At 60.4% G+C, this 23,936-nt stretch carries 27 protein-coding genes; 10 read left to right on the top strand and 17 right to left on the bottom strand.

Annotated elements, in window-relative coordinates; all coding sequences use genetic code 11:
• Positions 1–63: 63 nt before the first annotated feature.
• A complete protein-coding gene (locus K9B32_RS23415; protein ID WP_224566503.1) occupies positions 64–1,152 on the top strand; it encodes a glycosyltransferase family 4 protein in 1,089 nt (362 codons plus the stop codon).
• On the top strand, positions 1,149–1,898 hold the full coding sequence (locus K9B32_RS23410) for a polysaccharide deacetylase family protein (RefSeq protein ID WP_224566501.1): 750 nt from the start codon (positions 1,149–1,151) through the stop codon (positions 1,896–1,898). The genes K9B32_RS23415 and K9B32_RS23410 overlap by 4 nt, the downstream gene beginning before the upstream one ends.
• Here the strand turns inward: K9B32_RS23410 and K9B32_RS23405 are convergent.
• From K9B32_RS23405 to pcaD, 11 genes are all read right to left on the bottom strand, one after another.
• Complete coding sequence (locus K9B32_RS23405; protein WP_224566499.1) at positions 1,891–2,724, bottom strand: MBL fold metallo-hydrolase; 834 nt, start codon at positions 2,722–2,724, stop codon at positions 1,891–1,893. The genes K9B32_RS23410 and K9B32_RS23405 overlap by 8 nt on opposite strands.
• Before the next feature lie 349 nt (positions 2,725–3,073).
• Positions 3,074–3,790: an ABC transporter ATP-binding protein gene (locus K9B32_RS23400; RefSeq protein WP_224566497.1), complete on the bottom strand. Its 717-nt coding sequence runs from the start codon at positions 3,788–3,790 to the stop codon at positions 3,074–3,076.
• On the bottom strand, positions 3,771–4,535 hold the full coding sequence (locus K9B32_RS23395; protein ID WP_224566495.1) for an ABC transporter ATP-binding protein: 765 nt from the start codon (positions 4,533–4,535) through the stop codon (positions 3,771–3,773). The genes K9B32_RS23400 and K9B32_RS23395 overlap by 20 nt, the downstream gene beginning before the upstream one ends.
• Entirely contained in the window at positions 4,532–5,542 is a 1,011-nt protein-coding gene (locus K9B32_RS23390) for a branched-chain amino acid ABC transporter permease (protein ID WP_224566493.1), read from the bottom strand. Before K9B32_RS23390 ends, K9B32_RS23395 begins: the two co-directional genes overlap by 4 nt.
• A 1-nt stretch (position 5,543) precedes the next feature.
• Positions 5,544–6,407, bottom strand: a complete 864-nt coding sequence (locus K9B32_RS23385; RefSeq protein ID WP_224566492.1) for a branched-chain amino acid ABC transporter permease — start codon at positions 6,405–6,407, stop codon at positions 5,544–5,546.
• A gap of 99 nt (positions 6,408–6,506) precedes the next feature.
• Complete coding sequence (locus tag K9B32_RS23380; RefSeq protein WP_224566490.1) at positions 6,507–7,679, bottom strand: ABC transporter substrate-binding protein; 1,173 nt, start codon at positions 7,677–7,679, stop codon at positions 6,507–6,509.
• A gap of 126 nt (positions 7,680–7,805) precedes the next feature.
• Positions 7,806–8,858 (bottom strand): 3-carboxy-cis,cis-muconate cycloisomerase, encoded by a 1,053-nt coding sequence (locus tag K9B32_RS23375; protein WP_224566488.1) that lies wholly within the window; start codon positions 8,856–8,858, stop codon positions 7,806–7,808.
• Positions 8,859–8,930: 72 nt separating this feature from the next.
• Entirely contained in the window at positions 8,931–9,545 is a 615-nt protein-coding gene (gene pcaG / locus K9B32_RS23370; RefSeq protein WP_224566486.1) for a protocatechuate 3,4-dioxygenase subunit alpha, read from the bottom strand.
• The gene (pcaH, locus tag K9B32_RS23365; protein ID WP_224566484.1) at positions 9,545–10,294 is read right to left on the bottom strand and encodes a protocatechuate 3,4-dioxygenase subunit beta; all 750 of its coding nucleotides are present in this window, start codon (positions 10,292–10,294) and stop codon (positions 9,545–9,547) included. Before pcaH ends, pcaG begins: the two co-directional genes overlap by 1 nt.
• 10 nt (positions 10,295–10,304) lie before the next feature.
• Positions 10,305–10,709 (bottom strand): 4-carboxymuconolactone decarboxylase, encoded by a 405-nt coding sequence (pcaC, locus tag K9B32_RS23360; protein WP_224566482.1) that lies wholly within the window; start codon positions 10,707–10,709, stop codon positions 10,305–10,307.
• Positions 10,706–11,515 (bottom strand): 3-oxoadipate enol-lactonase, encoded by an 810-nt coding sequence (pcaD, locus tag K9B32_RS23355; RefSeq protein WP_224566480.1) that lies wholly within the window; start codon positions 11,513–11,515, stop codon positions 10,706–10,708. Before pcaD ends, pcaC begins: the two co-directional genes overlap by 4 nt.
• A gap of 150 nt (positions 11,516–11,665) precedes the next feature.
• Between pcaD and pcaQ the strand changes: the two genes are divergently transcribed.
• Together pcaQ and K9B32_RS23345 are read left to right on the top strand one after the other, a co-directional pair.
• Complete coding sequence (gene pcaQ / locus K9B32_RS23350; protein WP_224566478.1) at positions 11,666–12,592, top strand: pca operon transcription factor PcaQ; 927 nt, start codon at positions 11,666–11,668, stop codon at positions 12,590–12,592.
• Between the two features lie 68 nt (positions 12,593–12,660).
• Positions 12,661–13,089 carry a lipocalin-like domain-containing protein gene (locus K9B32_RS23345; protein ID WP_224566476.1) on the top strand — a complete coding sequence of 143 codons (429 nt, stop codon included), beginning with the start codon at positions 12,661–12,663 and terminating at the stop codon, positions 13,087–13,089.
• Positions 13,090–13,165: 76 nt separating this feature from the next.
• Here the strand turns inward: K9B32_RS23345 and pobA are convergent, their stop codons facing one another.
• Positions 13,166–14,338, bottom strand: coding sequence for a 4-hydroxybenzoate 3-monooxygenase (pobA, locus tag K9B32_RS23340; RefSeq protein WP_224566474.1), 1,173 nt, complete (start codon positions 14,336–14,338; stop codon positions 13,166–13,168).
• Positions 14,339–14,451: 113 nt separating this feature from the next.
• On the opposite strand from pobA, the gene K9B32_RS23335 reads away from it, so the two are divergent.
• A complete protein-coding gene (locus K9B32_RS23335; RefSeq protein WP_224566472.1) occupies positions 14,452–15,339 on the top strand; it encodes a helix-turn-helix domain-containing protein in 888 nt (295 codons plus the stop codon).
• A 122-nt stretch (positions 15,340–15,461) separates the two neighbouring features.
• Here the strand turns inward: K9B32_RS23335 and K9B32_RS23330 are convergent, their stop codons facing one another.
• Positions 15,462–15,893, bottom strand: coding sequence for a winged helix-turn-helix transcriptional regulator (locus tag K9B32_RS23330; protein ID WP_224566470.1), 432 nt, complete (start codon positions 15,891–15,893; stop codon positions 15,462–15,464).
• 89 nt (positions 15,894–15,982) lie between these two features.
• Between K9B32_RS23330 and K9B32_RS23325 the strand changes: the two genes are divergently transcribed.
• Positions 15,983–16,798, top strand: a complete 816-nt coding sequence (locus K9B32_RS23325; RefSeq protein ID WP_224566468.1) for an oxidoreductase — start codon at positions 15,983–15,985, stop codon at positions 16,796–16,798.
• A 57-nt stretch (positions 16,799–16,855) separates the two neighbouring features.
• Positions 16,856–17,857 (top strand): NADP-dependent oxidoreductase, encoded by a 1,002-nt coding sequence (locus K9B32_RS23320; RefSeq protein ID WP_224566625.1) that lies wholly within the window; start codon positions 16,856–16,858, stop codon positions 17,855–17,857.
• Positions 17,858–18,022: 165 nt separating this feature from the next.
• Here the strand turns inward: K9B32_RS23320 and K9B32_RS23315 are convergent, their stop codons facing one another.
• Positions 18,023–18,778 carry an IclR family transcriptional regulator C-terminal domain-containing protein gene (locus K9B32_RS23315; protein WP_224566466.1) on the bottom strand — a complete coding sequence of 252 codons (756 nt, stop codon included), beginning with the start codon at positions 18,776–18,778 and terminating at the stop codon, positions 18,023–18,025.
• A gap of 125 nt (positions 18,779–18,903) precedes the next feature.
• Between K9B32_RS23315 and K9B32_RS23310 the strand changes: the two genes are divergently transcribed.
• From K9B32_RS23310 to pcaF, 3 genes are read left to right on the top strand one after another with little or no spacing between them, the layout of a single operon-like run.
• A complete protein-coding gene (locus tag K9B32_RS23310; RefSeq protein ID WP_224566465.1) occupies positions 18,904–19,752 on the top strand; it encodes a CoA transferase subunit A in 849 nt (282 codons plus the stop codon).
• A 10-nt stretch (positions 19,753–19,762) separates the two neighbouring features.
• Complete coding sequence (locus tag K9B32_RS23305; RefSeq protein ID WP_224566463.1) at positions 19,763–20,545, top strand: CoA-transferase subunit beta; 783 nt, start codon at positions 19,763–19,765, stop codon at positions 20,543–20,545.
• Position 20,546: 1 nt separating this feature from the next.
• Positions 20,547–21,752, top strand: coding sequence for a 3-oxoadipyl-CoA thiolase (pcaF, locus tag K9B32_RS23300; protein WP_224566461.1), 1,206 nt, complete (start codon positions 20,547–20,549; stop codon positions 21,750–21,752).
• A gap of 54 nt (positions 21,753–21,806) precedes the next feature.
• Here the strand turns inward: pcaF and K9B32_RS23295 are convergent, their stop codons facing one another.
• The 3 genes from K9B32_RS23295 to K9B32_RS23285 form a co-directional block, all read right to left on the bottom strand.
• On the bottom strand, positions 21,807–22,601 hold the full coding sequence (locus tag K9B32_RS23295; RefSeq protein ID WP_224566458.1) for an SDR family NAD(P)-dependent oxidoreductase: 795 nt from the start codon (positions 22,599–22,601) through the stop codon (positions 21,807–21,809).
• 98 nt (positions 22,602–22,699) lie between these two features.
• Positions 22,700–23,431 carry a glutathione S-transferase gene (locus tag K9B32_RS23290; RefSeq protein WP_224566456.1) on the bottom strand — a complete coding sequence of 244 codons (732 nt, stop codon included), beginning with the start codon at positions 23,429–23,431 and terminating at the stop codon, positions 22,700–22,702.
• A 30-nt stretch (positions 23,432–23,461) separates the two neighbouring features.
• Positions 23,462–23,776, bottom strand: coding sequence for a plasmid stabilization protein (locus K9B32_RS23285; protein ID WP_224566454.1), 315 nt, complete (start codon positions 23,774–23,776; stop codon positions 23,462–23,464).
• Positions 23,777–23,936 lie beyond the last annotated feature (160 nt).

Below are 23,936 nucleotides of genomic sequence, written 5' to 3'. Positions count from 1 at the left end.
GGAATTTCTGGTGGCTGGCCCGTACAACGATTGTAAACAGTGTGTGTCGATGGAGGTGCGGAAATGCGGATTGCGTTCTACGCGCCGTTGAAATCCCCGAACCACCCCGTTCCATCCGGCGACCGCCTGATGGCGCGCCTGCTCATGCGCGCTCTGGAGCTTGCCGGATATTCGGTCGAAATCGTCTCGGAGTTCCGCAGCTTTGCAGCGACACAGGAGGAGGCGAGCGGGCGGCGGTCCGCCGCAGAGGCGGAATTGAAGCGCCTGCGGGACGACTGGACAAGCAAGCCGCGCCCCGACCTCTGGTTTTGCTATCATCCCTACTACAAATCGCCCGATGTCTTCGGGCCGGCACTCTGCCGGGAATTCGCCATCCCATACGTCACGGCCGAGGCGTCGTATTCGGCGAAAAGAGACGCGACGGAATGGGGCGAGCAACAAGGACTGGTCGTGGACGGCGCCCGCGCGGCAGCCGTCAACATCATTTTCACCGAGCGCGACCGGGCCGGGCTGGCACAAGCCCTACCGACGGGTTCATTCGCCGCCCTGAAGCCTTTCATCGATACGACGCTTTTCGCGACCGCCCTGCCTCAGGCGAAGCCAGAACGCCTGATCGCCGTAGCAATGATGCGCAGGGGCGACAAGATGCAGAGCTACACGATGCTCGCCGCGGCGCTGCAGCACCTCGGGGATCGCCCCTGGACGCTGGCAATCGCAGGCCATGGGCCGATGCGGGCCGACGTGCGGCAGTTGTTTGGCGCCTTCGAATCGGAACGCATCGAATGGCTCGGAGAGCTCAGCGCCGGCGAAATCGCTCATGAGCTCGGCCGCTCCGGCATCTATGTATGGCCGGGCTGCGGAGAGGCCTACGGGCTTGCCTATCTGGAGGCGCAGGCTGCAGGATTACCAGTGGTCGCCCAGAAGACCGGAGGCGTTCCCGAGGTGGTTATCGACGGCGCCACCGGCCATCTGACGCCCGCAGGCGATGTGCCGGCCTTCGCAGCAGCAATCGCAGCTTTGCTTGACGATCCCGTCAAGCGCTCGACAATGGGCGCAAGCGCGCGTCACTTCGTTCTGGAGGAGCGTTCGCTCCAGGTTGCAGCAGAAGCACTGGATGCCATTCTGCAGACTTATGTGAGACGAAAAGCATGACCGAGGATCAAATCTGGGCGCCCCTCCGGCAGGAACTCGACCGCTGGCAGTCGGCCGGTCGACAGGCACGACTTTGGTTGCGCGACGACGACGCAATCGCGCCGACCGATGCACTCGAGAGCCTGCTCAGGATCACCCGTCAATCTTCCGTCCCGCTAACGATTGCGGTTATTCCGGCGTCGACTGGCGAAGCGTTGGCAACGTGCCTCTCCCGCGAAGATCACGTTCTCGTTGCCGTCCACGGCTGGTCGCATGCAAACCATGCCGGGCCGGACGAAAAGAAACAGGAGCTCGGCGGCCACCGGCCGGCGCATATCGTGCTTGGAGAATTGCGCGATGGCCTAGTCACGCTCCAAGATCTTTACGGTCCAAGGCTTTTGCCCATGCTGGTGCCGCCTTGGAACAGGATAAGCGACGAGCTGGTCCCGCAGCTTGGCGCGCAGGACTTCGATGTGCTGTCGGTATTCGGCAGAGCCAAGGCCGGCAACCCGATCCGCCTGCTGAACACCCATGTCGATGTCGTCAATACCCGCGGACAGCGCGGCAACCGTGCGCATGCGGATCTGGTTGGAGAATTGGTGGCGCAATTGCAGGCTCGCTCTGCTGGCGACGATGAGCCGATCGGCCTACTCACCCACCATCTGGTGCATGGGGCGTCGGAATGGGAATTCCTGGCCCGCCTCTTGCGGGAAACCGGACATCATCGCGGTGCCATCTGGATGTCGGCGCGCGATCTGCTTAGCTGATTTCGAGGACCTGATTGTCCCTGGCGGCAAAAGCCCCTGGGAACGAAGCCTGTGCCTCCTGTTCCATCTGCTCCAGCTGCGTATCCGTACGCGACGGGGCATGGTGGAACAGGGCAAACTGCTTGGTGCCGGCCATCTTGGCGAGTTCGACGCCATGCTGCCAAGTGGAGTGGCCGAAGCCTTTGAAGCGCTGCATCTCGTCTTCGTTATAGGTGCAGTCGTAGACGGCGAGATCGACGTCTTTCATCATCTCGAGCGCAACCGGATCGTAGACGCCGGGGATATGCTCGATGTCGTAGATCAGGGCCACCGAGCGTCTCTTCCATTCGATACGGTAGCCGATCGCGCCGCCGGGATGGTTCAGCATGAAGGTCTTGATCTTGATACCGGGCCGCGGCTCCAGCGTCTGGCCCGCATGAAAGTCGCGAAAGCTCATAGTCGCCTGGCAGATGTCGGTTTTGACAGGAAACCATGGGGGGCTGATAAACTGCTCGATCATCTCGCGGGTGCTCATCTTTCCGTCGAGATGGCCGGACCAGATCGTCAGATCGATGGTGGGATAATAGATCGCCTTGAAGAAGGGCAGACCGATGATGTGGTCGTAGTGACAATGGCTGAAAAACAGGTCGACGTCCCGGACGTCCTCATTGAGCATGGCAAGGCCAGCTTCGCGTACGCCCGATCCGGCGTCGAAGATCATCCGGTGTTCACCGCAGCGAATTTCGATGCACGAGGTGTTGCCGCCATAGCGATCGAATTCGGGGCCCGAGACCGGGATGCTGCCGCGAACGCCCCAAAACTTTACCTGAAACAGATCTTTACTCATCGCGTCTTCAAAATGGGCCAACCCCACAACGCTATCGTAATCATATCGTGATTAGCAAGCGAAGCGTGGAATTCCATGGGCGACCCCGTATCGTTGGTATCGTTTCTACCCGCTATCAGTTCGACTGGTAGATTTTCCTAAGCAATCGATTTTTGCTTCGGAAAGCAACTGCCCATGGTTTGTTTTCGGTAAACGGACCATAATGCCTGGGCAGGACAGAAGCGACACGGTCCGCATTTCTTTGTATTAGATGGTTGCTCGGCCCTCCAAATACAATTGTCGGCTCCTTCGCCAATAGTATGAGGCGCTGGGACATTGGAGGGCAACGCGACGATCGCATCGCCCGGACTTAATGAAGCCCTCCAACACCCAGCAGACGCTCTACAGTGTCGTGATCGTCAGACAGTTCCTTCGGCGCACCGGCCCAGGCTAGACGCCCGCGCTCGAGCACGATCACGTGGTCGGCAAAATCCAAGGCGCTCTGGATACGTTGTTCGACAAGAAGAATGGTCATGTCGCCGGTCTTTGCGAGCGCGGCGAAAGCCGCCATCAGTTCCTCGCAAATGACGGGCGCCAACCCCTCGAGTGGCTCGTCAAGGAGAAGCACCGACGGACGGCCGAGGATTGTGCGCGCCGTGGACAGCATCTGCTGTTCGCCGCCGGAAAGCTGGTTGCCGAGGTTACGGCGTCGTTCCTTCAAGCGCGGAAACATCCCGTAAGCTTCCTCAAGCGCGCCCTTTGCGCGGCCCTTGAGGCCCACGAAGAGATTCTCCTCGACCGTCAAGGTCGGAAAGATGCAGCGTGCCTGCGGCACATAACCCAATCCCTTGTGAGCACGTGCAGCACTCGGCATCGCCGTTACATCGGCTGCGCCGATGCGTATCCTACCATCATAGCGTTTGGTCTGTCCGGCCAACGTCGCAAGTAGCGTGGTCTTGCCCATGCCGTTGCGACCGAGAACGGCGAGGCGCGCGCCGGCAGGAACGGAGAAGGAAACGCCTTCGAGAACGCGTGTCGGTCCGTAGCCGGCGGACAGGTTTTCGACCTCAAGCTGCGTGGCTGGCATTGGCATAGCTCCCGAGATAGGCCTGGCGAACGCGGGCATCCTTGGTGACGTCGGCAGGCGATCCGTCGAAGATGATCGCGCCGGCAGCGAGAACGACGACGCGCTTGGCGAAGCGGAAGACGAGATCCATGTCGTGCTCGATCATCAAGACGGCGAGATCGGCGGGCAGGTCGGAAAGCGCCTGCTCGATGCGGCCGGTATCGCTCTGGGGAACACCGGCCGCCGGCTCGTCAAGCAGCAGCACCTTCGGCCGCAGCGCCATGGCGACGGCGATCTCCAGGAGACGTTGCTGGCCGTAGGCAATCTCATTGACCTTGCGATGCATGAGATGAGCAATGCCGAGCGTTGTGAGCAGGTCGCTTACCTCGTCCATCACATCGGGCATCGCAAGGAAATTTCCGAGCATGCGGCCCGTGCGTCCCTGACGCTGGAGGATGGCAAGGGCCACATGCTCGGCCGGCGTCATCTCAAGGAACAGCCGGGTAACCTGGAAGGACCGCACCAGGCCGCGCTTGACGCGGCCATTGGACCCGATCTTGGTGACGGTCTCGCCGGCAAGCCGGACATCGCCGGAATCGGGCTGAAGGTTACCCGTCACAAGATTGACGAATGTCGTTTTGCCCGCTCCGTTCGGTCCAATCAGCGCCACGCGATCGCCCGGTGCCATCGACAGCGAGACGTCGTTTGTCACGGCAAGGCCACCGAAGGATTTCTTCAGCTTGAGGACTTCGAAGACGGCGCTCATTGTCCCGCCTCCTTCTTGCGGTTCAGGAAAGCTGCGGCGGAGCCATAGAGCCCCTTCGGGGCAAATAAGACAACGGCGATCAACAGTGCGCCGACCATCGTCAGCCAGTGGAACGGATTTGCCGCCGAGACATAATCCTCAAACAGCATGAAGATTACAGTTCCAGACAGCGCGCCGAACAGCGAGCCGGTGCCGCCGAGGACGAGCATGACAAGCGACTCCGCTGACAGCGTGAAGGAAAGGCTGTCGAGGCCGACGACCTGCGTGGTAATGGCGTTGAGTGCCCCACCGACGCCGGCGACCGCTCCCGAGATCACGTACATCTTCATCAGGGCGGCTTTTGGCGAGGCGCCCATCGCGCGGACGCGGACCGGATCCTCCTTGATGCCGCGACACAGCATGCCGAAGGGCGAGCGGACGAGCAGGCGCAGGATCACAAAGACGATGAGCAACAGGACAATCGCAAAGACATAGGCGGTATGGCCATAGAGATCGAACTCGAAGTAACCGAAGATCGGATCGGTAGAGATGCCCGACAGGCCATCACTACCGCCGGTCCAGCTGGATGCCTTGTTGGCGAACTCGTGGAAGAGATTGATAAGCGCGATCGACAGCACGAGCTGTGGCAGGCCGTGGCCACGCAGGATGACGGCGCCGCTGACAAATCCGGCTACTGCCCCGCCAACGACACCTGCAAGCGTCATCAGCAGCGGATCGTTGATGCCGTAGTGAGCCGAGAGGATGCCGGCCGCATAGGCACCCGATCCAAAGAGGGCCGCATGGCCAAGTGTCGCAACCCCGCAGTAACCGGTGACGAGATCAAGCGACAAGACAAGCAAGGCGGCCGCGACGATACGCGTGAGCAGCGCGAGATTGTCCGGAAACAACAGGTAGCCGATCGCGGCAACGACGACGATGGCGGCGACGCCCGCCACATCACGCCCCATCGAGCGATGCGGGCGGGCAGACATGGAAATTGCTGCTTCGGTATTCATAGCGACAGCCATTCTATTTCGTCCTTCCCGCAAGGCCACGCGGGAAGATGCAGATGATGGCAATGACCGCGAGGTAGAAGAAGAATTCGCCGAACTCCGGCATCAGGTAGCGTCCGGTGGTGTCGATGCCGCCAAGCAGGAGGCAGGCCAGCAGGGCTCCAGGGATGGACCCCGCACCGCCGACCGAAACCACCACGAGGAAGGTCACCATGTATCTGAGTGCATAGTAGGGTTCGACGGGCAGCATCTCGGCGCCGACAACGCCGCCAAAAGCGGCGAGCCCAACCGCCACAGCAAAGCTTAGCGCATAGATGATCTCGGTGCGTACTCCGAGTGCCGCCGCCATCGCCGCATTGTCGACAGAGGCGCGCAGCTTCACCCCGAAGCTTGTTCTTTCGATCGCGTACCAAAGCCCGACGGCGACAGCGAGACCGCACAGGATCGCAAACAGGCGATGGACTGGGATGGTTCGGAAGCCAAGATCAGCCGAGCCCTGAAGTCCTGATGGTAGCGGGATCGTCTTCAGCGTTGGACCGAAGACGTAGTTTGCAATACCGATGATGCAGAAGGTGATGCCGATGGTCATCAGCACCTGCGTCAGTTCCGGCGCCCCATAGATGCGCCTATAGAGAAAGCGCTCGACAGGAATTGCTATGATCACCGTACCAACGACAGCAGCGATCACCGCAACGCCGTAACCGAGCCCGAGATCGCGCGCCGCATAGGAGGCGATGTAGCCGCCGATCATGGCGAAAGCGCCGTGCGCAAGATTGACGACGCGCATCAATCCCATGGTCACCGACAGACCGATCGAGATGACGAACAGCACCATGCCATAGGCAAGCGCATCGACGGCTATGCTGAAGACTGTTTGCATGAGGTTATCCCGATGCTGTTGGAGCGGGCCGGTGTTGCGGTGCTTGAGCGTGCTCGGCGCCGCCAGCATTCTCCGGTCCGCTGCAGGTATCAGAAGCCGTTACTTCGCAGCCGCAAGGCCAGGATCACCCTGTTTTTCGAACGTCTGGACTTCCTTGTTGTAATAAGTCCCATCATCGGCCTTGGTGACTTCGCGCAGGTAGATGTTCTGCGTGATGTGGCGGCTTTCCGGATCGATCGAGACCGGACCACGCGGGCTGACCCACGTCAGTCCCTTGACTGCCTCGACGGCCTTGGCCGCGTCCTGCTTGCCGCCGGTCGCCTCGATCATCTTGTAGATCACATTCATGCCGTCATAGGCGCCAACGGCCGGAAAGGACAGCTCCGCCTTGTTGCCGATCGCCTTGGCCGCAGCTTCGACAAACGCCTTGTTTTCAGGAGAGTCATGCGAGACCGCATAATGGAAGGTCGTCTGGATGCCGAGAGCCGCATCACCAAGTGCTGGAAGGTCGGATTCCTGCGTCAGGTCTCCCGGCGCGAAGAACTTGATGCCGGCCGCCTTGAGACCGTTTTCGTTGTAGGCCTTGACGAAGCCGAGCGTCGTCGGACCGGACGGCAGAAAGGCAAAGACGCCCTGCGCGCCGGAATCCTTGATGCGCTGCATGATCGGGCTGAAATCGTTTGTCGACAGCGGCATGCGGATCGCCTCGACGACCTGGCCGCCTTCCTTTTCGAAGGCTGCCTTGAAGGCATTCTCCGCGTCGACACCCGGACCGTAGTCGCTGACGACTGAGATGACCTTGCTGACGCCGGCGTCATGGGCGACCTTGGCGATCGGGGTAGAGGTCTGCCATGTCGTGAACGAGGCGCGGACCACCAGTGGGCTCTTGGTGACGATCGCCGATGTGGCAGCATTCATGATCACGAGCGGCGTATTCGCCTGCTTCAGGATCGGTGTCACGGCCATCGCATCAGGCGTGAAATAAAAGCCGGCCAGGTACTGGACCTTTTCCTTGACGACCAGTTCCTGCGCCAGTGCCTTGGATTGCGCCGGATCGGCGGCCGGAAGATCGCGGTAAATCACTTCCACGGTATTGTCGCCGACCTTGTTGCCGTTGATTGCCATGTAGGCGTCAATACCGGCCTTGAAGTTCTTGCCCTGCAGGGCAAATGGACCCGAGAACGGCCCGACGACGCCAACCTTGATCGTGTCAGCATAGGCCGCTGTGCTCATGACGATTGCCGCGACGGCGGCCAGGACAAACCGTTTCATAAATCCTCCCATTGACTGTGGCGCACTCCCACGCCGGACTAGCCAGAAGCTAAAACCGTGGCGATAGTGTCTCATCCCAAACGGTAATGTAAAATGAAATAAAAGCCGAAATTCATACTTCCAGGGTTATGAGTTTCGCCGCCCAATTCGCTTGATATGACCGGCCAGTTCAAGCGCCAGGCGAAGCGAAGCGGCTGTAGCCATAACCATTTGCGGCAGAATAAGCCATTCGAGCATCCAGGCCGCGCCCGATCGCTCCTGTTCATGCACCAGCGATTGATGGCAACCGGAAAGCTGGGTCGCATTGAAGCGCGCAAGAGCAACCAGCGTTTCAGCGGCGACCGGATTTTGCTTGTGCGCCATTGCGGACGAACCGCCGCCACCGGCAAGCTCGATCTCATCGCCGGCCTGTGCCAAAAGCGCGATATCCTGGCCAAATTTGCCGAGGCTGCCACTGATGAGTGAGAGCAGATTGGCGAAATCAGCGATTATCCCGCGTTGGCTTTGCCATTGCGGCGTGTCGGAAAGGCCGAGTTCCTGAGCAAGGGCAGCGCGTACGGCCGATGCATGATCCTGAAGCTTGTCGAGCGTGCCGGCCGCCCCGCCAAACTGCACGGGGAACCGCTGTTCGGTCAGCCGGTCGCGATAGCCGCCGAGCGGCGCGCTCCATGCACGAAGACGATCCGACACGGTGATCGCAATCGCTGCCTGCATGCGTGTCCGCCCCATCAGGACATTCTTTCCAAACTGCGCGTCGAGATTGTCGAACGCCGTGGCAAGCTGCGAGAGCCGACTTGAAAACAGGAACGCGATTGCCTTGAGCCGAACCATCAAACTGGTGTCGATGACATCCTGGCTCGTGGCGCCGAGGTGAACGCAATCGCAATACGGACTACCGACTGCCTTGCGAAGCTGTTTGACGAGATCGGCAACCACAACCCCATCGCGGGCAGTGGCTGCTCTCAGATGCAAAACGTCCGGCTCAAACGTCGCGCAAACTGTGCCGATGTGGCGGGCGGCCTCGTGTGAAATCAGGCCATGACCGGCCTCGGCCTTCGCGAGCGCTGCTTCAAAGCCGAGCATCGCGCGAATATCCGCCTGCGCGCAGAAATACGAAGCCGTCTCGTCGTCGCCAAGCAAGCCGGAAAGAAAGGGGTGATCGTAAGCTGAGATCGTCATCAGTATCTTTCTTGCGCGAACCGATAACTGCGCCCGGAATCGTCGCGTTGCAAGGTCCCCGCAGCCCTGCGATCAGATATCCAGGAACACGGTCTCCCTGTCTCCTTGAAGTCGAATGTCGAAGGTGTAGGTCGAGTCCTCGCGCACGGCAATCAGCGTGTCGACGCGCTCGCGGTGCTCGATGCGCAAGAGCAGCGGGTCGGCCTTGTTGGCCTCGGTCTCCTCGGGAAAATACATGCGCGTGTGCAGGCCGATGTTGATGCCACGAGCGACGATCCAGAAGGTGATGTGCGGCGCCATCTTGCGTCCGTCCTTGAAAGGAACGCGACCTGGCTTGACGGTGTCGAAGGTGAAAACGCCGTCTTCGGCGCGCGTCGCGCAGCGACCCCAACCGGTGAAGTTCGGATCTGCCGTGCCACGCATTTCAGACGGGCTGTTATAGAGGCCGGCGCTGTCGGCCTGCCAGATTTCGATGACGGCATCGCGGACCAGCGCACCAGCTCCGTCAAGAACGCGGCCGGTCACGGTGATACGCTCTCCGAGAGTCTTGTCGTTGACCATCATCGAGCCAAGGTCGTCTTCATAAACGCCACCGATGTCGCAGAAGTTCGGCGTTAGGCCGATATGAACGTACGGGCCAGCCGTCTGCGACGGTGTTTCCTTGAGGTAACCGAGTTCCTGTACCATCAATTCCCCTCCAGGCGGTTCTCGAACATCGTCGAGCGGCGACCGCGCAGCACGATATCGAACTTGTAGGCGCGCGCATCCATCGGAATTGTATTGCCCCAGTCGAGCGGCGCAATCAGTTGCTCAATGGCGCGCTTGTCCGGGATCGTGCCGACAATCGGACACTTCCAGATCATTGGATCACCCTCGAAATACATTTGCGTAATCAGACGCTGGGCAAACCCGTGGCCGAAGATCGAAAAGTGGATATGGGCCGGCCGCCAGTCGTTGACGCCGTTCGGCCAGGGATAGGCCCCTGGGCGAACCGTACGGAAAGAATACTGACCGTACTCGTCGGTGATGCAGCGTCCGCAACCGCCGAAATTCGGATCGATGGCGGCGAGATAGGTTTCCTTCTTGTGTCGATAGCGCCCGCCGGCGTTGGCCTGCCAGAACTCGACAAGAGCACCGGGCACCGCCCGGCCACGTTCATCGAGCACGCGGCCATGAACGATGATGCGTTCGCCGATGGCACTCTCGCCCGGCTTGGCGAAGTTGTGGATCAAATCATTGTCGAGCTCGCCGATGACAGAATGGCAAAAGACCGGGCCTGTGATCTCCGAGATCGTCCCGTCAAGCGAGAGTAGTGCGCGCTGCGGCGAACGCAAAACAGAGGTCTTGTAGCCCGGGGTCAGGGCGGGCGCGTGCCACGCGCGATCACGGGCGAAGAAGGCGCCGGTTTCAGGCTTGCGGTTGGTGAGGTCAGACATACTGTGCCTTTCAGGCCGCCTTTCCGGCGTCCATCTGCTCGAAAACGTGCTTGGCGATCTTGATGGCGTGATTGGCGGCGGGAACACCTGCATAAATCGCCACGTGCAGCAGCGCCTCGCAGATGTCATCTCGTGAGGCGCCGGTGTTGGCGGTGGCGCGCACATGCATGGCCACCTCGTCATCCTGGCCGAGCGCGGCAAGAAGCGCGATGGTGACGATCGATCGCTCACGGCGCGTCAGCGTCGGGCGCGACCAGACGTGGCCCCAGGCGGCTTCCGTGATTAGGTCCTGGAACGGCTTGTCGAAAGGCGTCGAACTCGCTTCGGCGCGATCGACATGCGCATCGCCCAGTACAGCACGGCGCGTCGCCATCCCTTGCTGAAAGCGCTCCGATGGCTGGTGGCGTTCACTCATGGGTTCTTTTCTCCATGCAATGCGAAATCGATGAATGCGCGGATGATTGCCGTCAGCGCTTCCGGCTGCTCCACGCAAGGGATATGGCCGGCATCGCGAATGATCTCGAAGCGGGCGTTGGGAATGAGCTTGGCCGTCGACTTCACCAGATCGGGCGGTGTCGAGCCGTCCTGATCCCCAACGATGCAGATGGTCGGAACGCCGATCTTGGCGGCAGCCTCCGTGTAGTCGGCGTCACGGATCGCTTCGCAGGTGGCGAGATAGCCTTCCACCGGCTGGCGCACGAGCATGTTGCTGTAGCCGTGATAGGCCGTATTCTCGGGTCGCCGGAAGGCCGGCGTGAACCACAGCTTCATGACACCATCGACAATACTGCCGATGCCCTTGCTGGCAACGGTTGCAATGCGCGTATTCCAGCTTTCGGTGGTACCAATCTTGTGCGCGGTATCGCAAAGGATCAGCCCCTGCACCATGTCGGGACGCGCCTTGTAGAGCGCCTGAGCAATCAACCCGCCCACCGAAAGACCGCAGATGAAGGCCCGCTTGACCGCCAGAAGATCGAGCAAACCGCCAAGATCGGAGGCATGGTCTTCGATCGAACAAGGAACCTGACCGACATCGGAAAGCCCGTGGCCGCGCTTGTCGTAAACAACGATCGCATAATCCCCGGCCAGTCGCACGATCACGTCACGCCAGATGCGGAAATCGGTGCCAAGCGAATTGGCAAAGACAATGACCGGCTTGTCGGCGGGGCCGCCGATCAGCTGATAATGGATCGCGATGTCGTTGATACGAGCAAACTGCATGGCAAATCTCCTCTCCGCGCCCATCCCCATGCAAGCCGCAGTCGACTTGATGGAAAGATCCGCACAGACCCTGGTTCAAATTGGATGTTTAATTTGGTTAGGTAAAATGATATTTCGTGGCATTTCGATAACTCCGGAGTTATGAAAAGCATGATCGACAATCGCGTCAAGTTTCGTCATCTGCAGACATTTGTCGAGGTCGCTCGTCAGAAAAGCGTGATGAAGGCTGCCGAGCTGCTCAATGTCAGTCAGCCTGCAGTGACGAAGACGATCCGCGAATTGGAAGAGGTGCTTGGTGTGGCCGTCTTCGAGCGCGATGGACGCGGTATCAAGATCACCCGCTATGGCGACGTCTTTCTCCGCCACGCGGGGGCGGCGCTGACGGCACTGCGCCAGGGGCTTGATTCGGTCTCGCAAGAGCGTTTCGGCGAGGCACCACCGATCCGCATCGGCGCGCTCCCAACGGTATCGACGCGGATCATGCCGCGGGCGATGGAGCTTTTCTTGAAGGAGAACACCTGGAGCCGCATCAAGATCGTCACAGGCGAGAATGCAGTGCTTCTCGAGCAGTTGCGTGTGGGGGACCTTGATCTCGTCGTCGGGCGTCTTGCCGGAGCCGAAAAGATGGCCGGCTTCTCCTTCGAGCACCTCTATTCGGAGCAGGTCGTCTTTGCCGTTCGTGCCGGCCATCCGCTCCTCAAGTCGCGCCAGTCCCTATTCGCGAACCTTAGCGAATACACAGTGCTGATGCCCACGCGCGCCTCCATCATTCGCCCGTTTGTGGAAAGCTTTTTGATTGCCAACGGCGTGGCCAGTCTGCCGAACCAGATCGAGACGGTTTCGGATTCCTTCGGCCGCGCCTTCGTGCGGTCGAGCAACGCCATCTGGATCATCTCGACAGGCGTCGTCGCGACCGACATCGCCGACGGCTTGCTGGAAGTCTTGCCGATCGACACGAGCGAAACGAAAGGCCCGGTCGGATTGACAATGCGCACGGACGCCATCCCCTCGCTGCCGCTCTCTATCTTAATGCAGACATTGCGGGAAGCGGCAACCGAGATTGCCGTGAAGACCTAGCGACCCTGTTCGCGATACGACCCGCGTGGTATCGTCCAGCTCGTGCAACTGCGCGTGGGAGCCACACTATGGGAAGTGCAGCCGCATTACATGGAACATGGCGAATGGTGTCTTGGAAACGGAAGATGGTTGCGTCCGGCACCGTTTCCGACGTGATGGGACCGGACCCCGTCGGTTTCTTATCGTATCAACCGGACGGCAGAATGATGGCATTGGTCGTCAGCAGCGAACGGCCAGTCTCTAACGGTAAGATGCCGACAGATTCCGAAAAGGTTGCTCTCTTCGATAGCATGCTCGCCTATGCCGGCACCTACACGTTCGATAACGGCCGCGTTATCCACCATGTCGATGCCAGCTGGAATCCGGCCTGGGGTGTGACCGACCTGGTTCGGCCATTCTCCATCGACGGCAACAGGCTGAGGATCAGCGGCGCGCCGGGTGTGGATCCCGCGACAGGCGAGGAAGTCATCTACGAACTCGAATTCCGAAAGATCTGAGCGCGGGCGAGCAGCGGTGGGACGCATTGACCACCGCCGCTCTCCATGCACCCTTCCGTGGATGGCGGAAGGGGAGCTAGTAGGGAAGACCGACGTAATTTTCCGCAAGCGCCGTCGAAGCCGCACGTGAATGTGTGAGATAGTCGAGTTCAGCTTCCTGAATCTTTTGGTCGAAGTCACCGGTATCAGGGAACCGGTGCATCATCGTCGTCATCCACCAGGAGAAACGAACCGCCTTCCATACCCGGGCGAGCGCCCTTTGCGAGTAGGCGTCAATGCCCGCGTTCGAGCGATCCTGGTAGTGCTCTATGAGGCCCGAAAACAGATAATGCACGTCGCTCGCGGCAAGATTGAGGCCTTTGGCGCCAGTTGGCGGCACGATATGGGCTGCATCGCCGACCAGGAACATGCGGCCAAAGCGCATCGGTTCGGCAACGAAGGAGCGCAGCGGCGCGATCGACTTCTCGAAGGAAGGCGCGCTGACAAGTGCCTCGGCATGGTGTGCAGGCAGACGTCGGCGCAGCTCGTCCCAGAAGCGGTCGTCGCTCCAGGCATCGATCTTTTCGTCGAGCGGACACTGGATGTAATAGCGGCTGCGATGCGCAGAACGCATGGAACACAGCGCAAATCCCCGCGGGTGGTTGGCATAGATCAGTTCATGATTGACAGGAGCGACTTCGGCCAGAATTCCAAGCCAACCGAAGGGATAAACCTTTTCGAAGGTGCGCAGCGATTTTTCCGGCACCGCCTTGCGGCTGACGCCGTGAAAACCGTCGCAGCCGGCAATGAAATCGCAGTCTATCCGATGGGCGAGGCCATCCTTTTCGTAGCTTACGTAGGGGGCCGTTCCATCGAAGCCGTGCGGCTGAACATTGGCCGCTTCATAGATCGTCTGGGCGCCGCTGATCTCGCGCTGCTCCATCAAGTCTCGGGTGATTTCCGTTTGCCCGTAGACCATGACGCGCTTGCCGCCGGTCAAACCAAAAAGATCGATGCGGTGATCGCGCCCGTCGAAGGCAAGGGAGAAACCATCATGCGGGAGACCTTCGGCATGCAGGCGCGCGCCCGCCTTTGCCTCGTCGATCAGGCCGACGGTGCCTTCCTCGAGCACTCCAGCGCGCACGCGGCCAAGGATGTAGTCCTTCCCGACCCGATCCAGGATGATGTTGTCGATGCCGGCCTCTTTCAGCAGTTGGCCGAGCAAAAGCCCTGATGGGCCGGAGCCGATGATGGCTACCTGTGTGCGCATGGTGTCCTCCCGCACTTGTCTTTTGTTAAATTGTGACGAGGCGCGACGCGATCAGCAATGGACAATTCCATCACGAAACTGCACTAATCGAACATACGGCGGACGAGGTGGAAATGGCGAGGATTGTTCCGACATACGAGCTATACGGCGAGAACACCGGTCGAAAGCCAGATTTTTGGCTGCATTGCGAAACAATTCCATCGCGCAGCAGCCTACATCATTGGGAGATCCGGCCGCATCGCCATGACAGTTTCTTTCAGATATTGCACATAGATAGCGGTTCCGGGGAGGCCATGTTCTCAGGCGTCCGGCGCGCGATCGAACCACAGTCGGTGATCACTGTTCCTCCCGGCGTCGACCACGGCTTTCGCTTTTCCAAGGACATCGAGGGCTTCGTCATTACGGTACTGAGTTCGCATCTGAAGGCGATACCCGGCGACCGCAGCAGGCTCGGCGAGTGGATGGCTTCTCCGCATCTGACGAAACTCGACATGGAAGATGAGGACGCACGCTACGTCGCGGCTTGCCTGCAGCGGCTCGGGCACGAGTTTTCGCAACGGCGGGCCGGACGCAATGATCTGCTGGAGTCCTATCTGACGTCGGCCCTGCTACTGACAGCGCGCCTCTCTTCGGCCGGGAGGGAAGATCAGGCGGCTGCCGATGAGAATGAGCGACGCATGGAGCTGCTTCACGGCCTGATACAGCGGCATTTCAAGTCGCATGAGCCGGCCGCCTTCTATGCCAGGGCGCTCGGCATCTCGCCGACCCACCTCAACCGGATCGTGCGCGCCACGACCGGCTACGGCGCGCATGAATTGATTGCCCGCAAGCTTCTCGATGAGGCAAAGCGCGAATTGGTCTTCACCTTTGGCAGCGTCCAGGAGATCGCCTATCGCCTAGGTTTCTCGGATCCCGCCTATTTCTCGCGTTTCTTCCTCAAGCAGGCCGGCCAGACGCCCAGGTCATGGCGCATGGCGGAGCGAGCCAAGCTTGGCGTCTAGCTGCATTGGCAGCAACCTGCCTTGGGCAGCGCTCGGGGAACGGACTATTCCCCGGCAAATCTGCGCTGGAGGTGACCGTCGATAGGAGTGACCAGATGTTGCTTCATCTGCCTTAAAGCGGCTTACTCGGGTGCGGCAATACGAATAGGACGGGTTCCGACCGGCGCGCCGGTTACGCGGTCGATGGTGACGGGATCGATCTCCGTTCCGGTCTCGGCGTCGAAGAAGCGCGTCACCTTTCCCCCGCCGCGATGCTTGCGTCCCCAGGCGCCGATCGCAAACAGAACCGGCAGAAAGTCGCGACCGGCTTCCGTCAGCACATACTCGTCCCGGGGCGGACGGTCGGAATAGCGGCGTTTCTCCAGAAGCCCCTCCTCGGTGAGGGCCGAAAGTCGCCCCGTCAGCATCGTCGGCGCGATACCGAGGCTCTTGCGGAAATCATCGAAGCGGGTCAGCCCCGCATGGGCGTCACGCATGATCAGCATGCTCCATGCGTCTCCCACAAGCGCCAGGCTCCGGGCGATCAGGCAGGGTTGGTCCGAAAGATTCTTCATGTCGATATCTTTTTAGTAGTGACTTGATACTGATTTGATAGTAACTGATTGCTCATCGATGTTCCATGACAAAATGAAAGCGGAAGCCGATGAGTAAAAGAGAACGCGGCGTCGCCCTGGTCACGGGCGCTTCCTCGGGCATTGGGCTGGTGACGGCGGAATCGTTGCGGCGCGATGGCTACCGTGTCTTCGGCACCAGCCGAAAGCCGATGGCCGATACGCCCGATGGGATCGCGATGCTGATCTGCGATGTCATCAACGATCAATCCGTGCAGAGCGTCGTCGACGAGGTTTTAAGCCGGGAAGGGCGGATCGATCTGCTCGTCAACAATGCCGGGATCGGCTTGCTTGGCGGGGCCGAGGAATCGACAACGGCGCAGGCGAAAGCGGTATTCGACGTCAACGTCTTCGGCACCATGCGAATGACGAATACGGTCCTGCCGGTGATGAGACGGCAGCGCCGAGGCCGGATCATCAACCTTAGCTCCATACTCGGGCTGATCCCGGCTCCCTATAACGCGCTCTACGCATCGACCAAGCACGCCATCGAAGGCTATTCGGAATCTCTCGACCACGAAGTGCGAACGCAGGGCATCCGCGTCGTGCTCGTCGAACCCGGTGTCACCCGCACCTCCTTCGAAGAGAACATCACGCGACCGGACCGACCGCTTGCCGTCTACGATGCGGCGCGCGCCAGCGCCGAGAGACTGATGCGCGAAATCGTCGCGAAGGGCGATGCAGCCGAGGTGGTCGCCGAAACCATCGTCCGGGCAGCCAACGCGGCATCGCCCAAGAGACGTTATACTGCCGGAAAAGCGGCAGGACAGGTCCGTTTCATCCGCCGCTTTCTGCCCGAGTCCTTCGTCGACAAGAGCCTTCGCAAATTCAACAGACTTCCCGATTGAGCGTTCATCGCCGCACTACCGGTGCTGCCGGCTCACACAGAAACGAAAGTTCGTATGATGAAAGCATTCCTGATCGATCGCTATGGGAAAGGCGGCGCCCTACAGCTCGGCCAAAGTCCTGAACCGCAGTTGCGTGAGAACGACGTCATGGTCGAGATTCACGCCGCTGGCGTGAACCTGCTGGACGGCAAGATCCGGGACGGAGAGTTCAAGCTGATCCTGCCCTACCGCCTTCCGCTGGTACTCGGCAACGATGTCGCGGGCGTTGTGGTCCGGGTGGGGGCCAATGTCCGGCGATTCAAGCCCGGTGACGAGGTCTACGCACGTCCGGCCCAGGATCGGATCGGCACATTTGCAGAATATATCGCCATGGACCAGGCCGATGTAGCAATGAAGCCCGCCAATCTGACCATGGAAGAGGCAGCATCCATTCCGCTTGTCGCGCTGACGGCGTGGCAGGTGCTTGTGGAGCGAGCCAACTTGCGCAAGGGGCAGAAGGTTCTGATCCATGCCGGCTCGGGCGGCGTGGGCACGATCGCGATCCAGCTTGCCAAGCATCTCGGCGCCGATGTGGCCACGACCACGAGCACCGCAAATGTCGCTCTTGTGAAAAGTCTCGGCGCAGACGTCGTGGTCGACTACAAGAAGGATGATTTCGAAAAAGTGCTGCAGGGCTATGACGTCGTGCTGAACAGCCTAGGGAAGGAGACGCTGGAGAAATCCCTTGCTGTTTTGAAACCCGGCGGCAAGCTGGTCTCGATTTCCGGTCCGCCCGATCCCGACTTTGCGAGGCAGAACGGCTCTGGCTGGCTGCTGCAACAGGTCATGCGTCTGCTGAGTTTCGGCATCAGGAGAAAATCGAAACGCCGGGGGATCAACTATTCGTTTCTCTTCATGACAGCGAACGGCGGACAGCTTGGAAAGATCACCTCCCTGATCGAGGCGGGTAACATACGCCCGGTGATTGATCAGGTCTTCCCGTTCGAGAGGACCAATGAGGCGCTGGATTATGTCGAAACGGGTCGTGCGAAGGGGAAGGTCGTGGTCGCGGTGAAGTGATGCCGGCTGATTGGCACAGACACCGCGAAATCGAAGACCTGTTCGGAAGACTCAAGGACAGTTGTCGCATTCACACCCGATGTGACCGCTGCGAACACATCTTCTTCTCAAGCGCATGGATCGCGCCTGCCGGCATCTTCTAGGTCTGATTTGCGAGCCCCGAGCCTAGCGCAGCACGAGGCGCAGCGCCTTTTGTGTCTCCCTGAGCAGTGGCAGGTAGCGAGCCGGCATGTCCGCGGCTGGCGCGTGCGCGGCCGGCGCGCCGATGTTGATTGCCGCCACCGTTTGCCCGCGATCGTTCTCGACAGGAACTGCAATCGAGCAAAGGCCGATTTCCAGCTCCTGATCGATCACGGCGTAACCCTGCTCGCGCACGCGCCGGAATTCGGTCACCAGTTCCTCGACATCCGTCTTGGTGTTCGGCGTATTGGGCTTGAGGTCGGTGCGGGCAAGGATTGCTCTGGCGTCTGCCTCAGGGAGCGCTGCCAGCAGGACACGCCCCATCGAGGCACAGAAGGCGGGAAGACGGCTGCCAGGCGTCAGGTTGATCGACATGACACGACGCTGCGAGGCGCGCGCGATGTAGACGATTTCTGTGTTGTCGAGCACGGAGGCGGATGCGCTCTGCCCGGCTTTTTCTGACAGCTGATCCAGATGCGGCTGAATAAGGACGGGCAGGGGCGTTGCCGAGAGGTAGGCATGTCCCAGTCGCAGGATCTTCGGCGTCAGGGCGAAGAACTTGCCGTCGTAGTCGGCATAGCCGAGCTCGGCGAGTGTCAGCAATGAGCGCCGAACCGTGGCGCGGTCGAGGCCGGTCAGCTTCGCGGCTTCCGCAATCGAAAGACGCTGGCGCGTCTCCTCGAAGGCTTCGATCACCTTCAATCCTCGAGCAAACCCGCTGACAAAATCAGTGTCACGCATCGCCGTCCTCCTTGCTGCAGTTTGTGCGATATACGAACAAATGTCAAATAACGCACAAAATATTTGACGGCGCTTTTGCGGAGGCGCTTATTGCGCGCATTCGACAGCAGATTGCGGGAGGCCATATGGCGAAGATCGTATCGTTGAAGGAAGCCGTCGCCGAGAACGTAAGGGATGGCGACACCGTCGCCATGGAGGGCTTCACCCATCTCATCCCCTATGCCGCCGGCCACGAGGTGATACGCCAGGGCAAGAAGGACCTTTTCCTGATCCGCATGACCCCGGACATTCTCTACGACCAACTGATCGGGGTCGGAGCTGCGCGCGGCATGAAATTTTCCTGGGGCGGCAATCCCGGCGTTGGCTCGTTGCACCGTTTCCGCGATGCAGTGGAAAATCAGTGGCCGCGGCCGCTGGAGATCGAAGAACACAGCCATGCCGCCATGGCCAATGCCTACGAGGCAGGCGCTGCGAACCTGCCCTTCGCAGCGCTGCGCGGCTACATCGGCGCCGATCTTCCGAAGGTCAATCCCAACATCAAATCCGTGACGTGCCCGTTCACGGGCGAGGTCCTTGCCGCCGTTCCGGCCATTCGCCCCGATGTCACGATCATTCACGCGCTGCGGGCCGACCGCAAGGGCAACGTCCTGCTCGAAGGCATTGTCGGCGTCCAGAAGGAGGCGGTTCTCGCCGCCAGGCGCTCGATCGTGACGGTCGAGGAGATCGTCGACGAGCTCGCCCCGCCATCGCCGAACTCCGTCGTGCTGCCGACCTGGGCTGTAACCGCCGTCGCGAAAGTTCCAGGTGGCGCATTCCCGTCCTATGCACAGGGCTACTATCCGCGCTCCAATGCCTTCTACATCGCTTGGGACGAGATCGCCCGCGATCGCGACACCTTCCTGAAATGGATCGATGAGAACGTCATGCAGGCAAGCCCCGAAGACTTCGCCAAGCATGCAAAGAAGGTTGCGTGAGGAGGCCAGGATGAACGACTTTACCCCCACTGAAATGATGACCATTGCCGCAGCGCGCGCGCTGACCAATGACGATGTCTGCTTCGTCGGCATCGGCGCGCCATCGGCCGCCTGCAACGTTGCACGCCTGACCCATGCACCTGATATCACGCTCATCTACGAGAGCGGCACGGTTGGCACCAAGCCGGATGTATTGCCGCTCTCGATCGGCGATGGCGAACTTTGCGATACTGCACTCTTTACCGTCTCGGTGCCGGAAATGTTCCGCTACTGGCTGCAGGGCGGCCGCATCACCACCGGCTTCCTCGGCGGCGCCCAGATCGACAAGTTCGCCAACCTGAACACCACGGTCGTCGGCCCCTATGACCATCCCAAGGTTCGCCTGCCGGGCGGCGGCGGGGCGCCGGAGATCGCCAGCAATTGCGGCCAGATCTTCATCACCATGGCGCTTTCCAAGCGTGGCTTCGTGGACAAACTACCCTTCATCACCTCGATGGGTCACGGCGAAGGCGGCGATCACCGAGAGCGCCTCGGCATGAAGACCAAGGGCCCGACCCGCGTTATCACCGATCTCTGCATTCTCGAGCCGGCTCCGGTGACGAAAGAACTCACCGTTGTCTCGATCCATCATGGCGTCAACCGGGAGCAGATCGTCGAGAACTGCGGCTGGGCGATCAAGTTCGCCGACCATGTGATCGAGACGCCGGTTCCCACCGAAATCGAACTTTCGACGCTGCGCGACATCAATGCGCGCACCAAGAAAGCCCATCAGGGCGACAAGGAGGCCGCGTAGAATGGCTGACGCTTACATCTGTGACTATATCCGCACGCCGATCGGCCGCTTTGGCGGTTCGCTCTCGACCGTTCGCGCCGATGACCTCGGCGCCGTGCCACTGAAGGCGCTGCTGGAGCGCAACGGCAAGGTCGATTGGGAAACCGTCGACGACGTCATCTTCGGCTGCGCCAACCAGGCTGGCGAGGACAACCGCAACGTTGCCCGCATGTCGTCGCTGCTTGCTGGCCTGCCCATCTCCGTGTCCGGCACAACAATCAACCGCCTGTGCGGTTCGGGTATGGATGCCGTGATTGCGGCAGCCCGTGCGATCCGTGCCGGCGAAGCGGACCTGATGATTGCCGGCGGCGTTGAAAGCATGTCGCGCGCACCCTTCGTCATGCCGAAAGCCGAGACGGCCTTTTCGCGCAATGCCGAGATCTACGACACCACGATCGGTTGGCGCTTCATCAATCCCCTGATGAAGAAGCAGTACGGCGTCGACTCGATGCCGGAGACGGGCGAAAACGTCGCCGAGGACTACCAGGTTTCGCGCGAGGACCAGGACGCCTTTGCCGTTCGCAGTCAGGCCAAGGCCGCCGCCGCGCAGGCCAATGGCCGGCTGGCAAAGGAGATCACCTCCGTCTCCATCGCCCAGCGCAAGGGCGAACCCATGATCGTTGAGAAGGACGAACATCCGCGCGCAACGACGATGGAAGCGCTTGCCAAGCTTTCCACCCCCTTCAAGAAGGAAGGCGGAACGGTGACGGCCGGCAACGCATCCGGTGTCAACGATGGCGCTGCCGCCCTTGTCATCGCGAGCGAGGCTGCTGCCAGGAAACATGGGCTGACGCCGATCGCCCGCATCCTTGGCGGAGCAACCGGGGGCGTGCCGCCGCGCATCATGGGCATCGGCCCTGTTCCGGCATCGCGAAAGCTGATGGCCCGGCTCGGAATGACACAGGACCAGTTCGATGTGATCGAACTCAACGAGGCCTTTGCGTCGCAGGGGCTGGCAGTTCTGCGCGAACTCGGCATTGCCGATGACGACGGCCGCGTCAACCGAAATGGCGGGGCGATCGCCCTTGGCCATCCGCTTGGCATGTCCGGCGCGCGCATCACCGGCACCGCTGCGCTCGAGCTCCGCGAAACCGGTGGACGCTATTCTCTCTCGACCATGTGCATCGGCGTCGGTCAGGGAATTGCAATTGCCCTCGAGCGGGTCTGAAATGTTGCAAATGGAAACGGCGGGGGATGCCGCGCCGTCTCCGCTTGGCGCCTCTTACGGCATCAACTGGCCACCATTAACCTCGATGATCTGTCCGGTCACGTAGCCTGAGAGCGTCGCAGAAGCGAGGAAGAGATAGGCGCCGACACAATCCTCGGGCGTCCCCACGAACCCCATCGGAATGGATTTGCGTTGGATCTCCATCTGCTCGTCGTTCGTATAGCGATCATGAAACGGCGTGGCGATAACACCGGGCGCCACCGCGTTGACACGGATGCGATCGGGAACGAACTCCTTGGCATGGCCGCGGGTAATGGTCGAGACGAACCCCTTTGACGCAGCATAGAGCACGGCACCGTTGCCACCGCCGTTGCGCGCCGCAATCGAGGTTGTGTTGATGATGAAGCCGCCCTGTTTCTTCAGCCAGGGATGTGCTGCGCGCGTGGCGGCAAGCACCGAGCGCGCGTTCAAATCCATGACCTTCGTGTAGTGTTCGTCGGTATATTCGGCGGTCGGCTTGCGGCCAAGCATGCCGCCGGCATTGTTGATCAGCCCGTCGAGATGCCCGAAGGTTCTGGCCGTCTCCTCGACGACGCGTTCCGTCTCGCCCTCCTTCGATACATCGCCATGAACGAGGTGCACGGTACCACCAGCTGCCCGTATTTCGTCGGCAAGCGCTTCAGCGGGCTCCCGGCTCGCATTGTAGTGAATTCCGACTTTCATCTCCTGGGCGGCAAAGGCGCGCGCGAGCGCTGCCCCGATACCAGTCGAAGCGCCAGTGATCAGCACCGCCTTGCCGGAAAGGTCCGGAATTTTGATGGATGCAAGTAATTGAGCAAGATTTGCCATGGCAGCGATAGCCTCCAGGAATATGATGGGACGGGTGAGGGCAAGTTGGTTGCAAGGAGCTTATCAGCCACCATCGACACGGGGCAATGCCATATCCGCTATGGCGCCAGATCGAGTTCCGGGTAGTACCGAAAAATCCCTTCCTCGTTGAAGGCGAGCCGGCGTTGCGACCGTAAATACGCGGCGATGTTCGGCCGCTTGGCGACGGCATCGTGCAGCCCTGTCAGCCCCGGATAGTTGGCCGCATAGGCATTCATGGCCTTCGGAAAGGCATACCGCAGACCCTCAATCACCTGAAATAGCGACAGATCGACGTAGCTCGTCGTATCGCCGACGATGTGGCTCGATCCCTTTTGATTTTGTTGCAGCACTTGTTCGAAGTAACCGAGAAATTTCGGAATGCGTTCAACGATAAAAGCTTGGGAGCGGGCTTTCGCCGCTTCCTTCTGATCCTCGTAGTAGAGCGATGTCGCGATGGGGTGATGCGTGTCGTGCACCTCCGCCACCAGATCCGTGATCGTCAGCTGCAAGCCGTTGGCGACGTAGCGCAGCTTTTCATCGTCCGGCGCAAGACCGAGTTTCGGACCGAGATAGAAAAGAATGTTGGCGACATGCGAGACAATAAGCTCGCCATCTTTGAGAAACGGTGGTGCGAATGGAATGTGGGGTTCATTCTTGCTCTTCATAAGCTCCAGCATGGCGCCCGTGCCCATCCCGCGTCCGGACTGTCTGGACACGTCGACATAGTCCGCCTGGGCGTCTTCCAATGCCAGGCGCACGAACTCGCCACGGCCTTGAATACCATCCCAATAATAGAGTTCATACGCCATGAGTTCCCTCCCGGTGGCCCGCATCAGTCATCAGTGATGCGTCTGTTGCTCGTTGCGCTTGCGGGTCGTAGCGGCCTTCTTTGCAGAAGCGGAACGCTCGGCTGCGGAACGCGATGCGGAGGCGGCACCGCCTTTGCGCCCACCCTTTTCGGAGGCCTCGTGGGTATCCTTCTTGCCCCGGCCGGAACCGGATTTGTTGCCGCCGCCGCTTTCCTTGTTGACCGTCGCCCACGCCCGCCGTTCGGCCTCCTTGGTGGAAACGCCGCGTTCTTCGTAGCCTTCCTCGATGTGTTCGGCCTTGCGCTTTTGCTTGTCCGTATAAGCGGATTTATCGCCTCTTGGCATGACTGCCTCCAATGAAAGAACACAAGGGGCAAAACGCCTTCAATTGGCGGCTTTCCTTGGGTTCGGTTTCGTTTTGACCGGCGTTCTCGCCGATCGGCAAAGTCCTTCTTTCCGCCGGACAGATAGCTTTTGCTGTCCTGCGGTTCTCGAACCACCCCAT

Source organism: Rhizobium sp. 3T7, assembly GCF_020166565.1.
GTDB lineage: Bacteria > Pseudomonadota > Alphaproteobacteria > Rhizobiales > Rhizobiaceae > Rhizobium.
Note: the sequence above shows the minus strand (reverse complement) of the source record. Positions and strands in the feature narration are given on the sequence as shown.

Bases quoted from the DNA above. Each gene is read 5' to 3' on its own strand.
- K9B32_RS23415 (WP_224566503.1), top strand. From the start codon at position 64: ATGCGGATTGCGTTCTACGCGCCGTTGAAATCCCCGAACCACCCCGTT.
- K9B32_RS23410 (WP_224566501.1), top strand. From the start codon at position 1,149: ATGACCGAGGATCAAATCTGGGCGCCCCTCCGGCAGGAACTCGACCGC.
- K9B32_RS23405 (WP_224566499.1), bottom strand. From the start codon at position 2,724: ATGAGTAAAGATCTGTTTCAGGTAAAGTTTTGGGGCGTTCGCGGCAGC.
- K9B32_RS23400 (WP_224566497.1), bottom strand. From the start codon at position 3,790: ATGCCAGCCACGCAGCTTGAGGTCGAAAACCTGTCCGCCGGCTACGGA.
- K9B32_RS23395 (WP_224566495.1), bottom strand. From the start codon at position 4,535: ATGAGCGCCGTCTTCGAAGTCCTCAAGCTGAAGAAATCCTTCGGTGGC.
- K9B32_RS23390 (WP_224566493.1), bottom strand. From the start codon at position 5,542: ATGGCTGTCGCTATGAATACCGAAGCAGCAATTTCCATGTCTGCCCGC.
- K9B32_RS23385 (WP_224566492.1), bottom strand. From the start codon at position 6,407: ATGCAAACAGTCTTCAGCATAGCCGTCGATGCGCTTGCCTATGGCATG.
- K9B32_RS23380 (WP_224566490.1), bottom strand. From the start codon at position 7,679: ATGAAACGGTTTGTCCTGGCCGCCGTCGCGGCAATCGTCATGAGCACA.
- K9B32_RS23375 (WP_224566488.1), bottom strand. From the start codon at position 8,858: ATGACGATCTCAGCTTACGATCACCCCTTTCTTTCCGGCTTGCTTGGC.
- pcaG (WP_224566486.1), bottom strand. From the start codon at position 9,545: ATGGTACAGGAACTCGGTTACCTCAAGGAAACACCGTCGCAGACGGCT.
- pcaH (WP_224566484.1), bottom strand. From the start codon at position 10,294: ATGTCTGACCTCACCAACCGCAAGCCTGAAACCGGCGCCTTCTTCGCC.
- pcaC (WP_224566482.1), bottom strand. From the start codon at position 10,709: ATGAGTGAACGCCACCAGCCATCGGAGCGCTTTCAGCAAGGGATGGCG.
- pcaD (WP_224566480.1), bottom strand. From the start codon at position 11,515: ATGCAGTTTGCTCGTATCAACGACATCGCGATCCATTATCAGCTGATC.
- pcaQ (WP_224566478.1), top strand. From the start codon at position 11,666: ATGATCGACAATCGCGTCAAGTTTCGTCATCTGCAGACATTTGTCGAG.
- K9B32_RS23345 (WP_224566476.1), top strand. From the start codon at position 12,661: ATGGGAAGTGCAGCCGCATTACATGGAACATGGCGAATGGTGTCTTGG.
- pobA (WP_224566474.1), bottom strand. From the start codon at position 14,338: ATGCGCACACAGGTAGCCATCATCGGCTCCGGCCCATCAGGGCTTTTG.
- K9B32_RS23335 (WP_224566472.1), top strand. From the start codon at position 14,452: ATGGCGAGGATTGTTCCGACATACGAGCTATACGGCGAGAACACCGGT.
- K9B32_RS23330 (WP_224566470.1), bottom strand. From the start codon at position 15,893: ATGAAGAATCTTTCGGACCAACCCTGCCTGATCGCCCGGAGCCTGGCG.
- K9B32_RS23325 (WP_224566468.1), top strand. From the start codon at position 15,983: ATGAGTAAAAGAGAACGCGGCGTCGCCCTGGTCACGGGCGCTTCCTCG.
- K9B32_RS23320 (WP_224566625.1), top strand. From the start codon at position 16,856: ATGAAAGCATTCCTGATCGATCGCTATGGGAAAGGCGGCGCCCTACAG.
- K9B32_RS23315 (WP_224566466.1), bottom strand. From the start codon at position 18,778: ATGCGTGACACTGATTTTGTCAGCGGGTTTGCTCGAGGATTGAAGGTG.
- K9B32_RS23310 (WP_224566465.1), top strand. From the start codon at position 18,904: ATGGCGAAGATCGTATCGTTGAAGGAAGCCGTCGCCGAGAACGTAAGG.
- K9B32_RS23305 (WP_224566463.1), top strand. From the start codon at position 19,763: ATGAACGACTTTACCCCCACTGAAATGATGACCATTGCCGCAGCGCGC.
- pcaF (WP_224566461.1), top strand. From the start codon at position 20,547: ATGGCTGACGCTTACATCTGTGACTATATCCGCACGCCGATCGGCCGC.
- K9B32_RS23295 (WP_224566458.1), bottom strand. From the start codon at position 22,601: ATGGCAAATCTTGCTCAATTACTTGCATCCATCAAAATTCCGGACCTT.
- K9B32_RS23290 (WP_224566456.1), bottom strand. From the start codon at position 23,431: ATGGCGTATGAACTCTATTATTGGGATGGTATTCAAGGCCGTGGCGAG.
- K9B32_RS23285 (WP_224566454.1), bottom strand. From the start codon at position 23,776: ATGCCAAGAGGCGATAAATCCGCTTATACGGACAAGCAAAAGCGCAAG.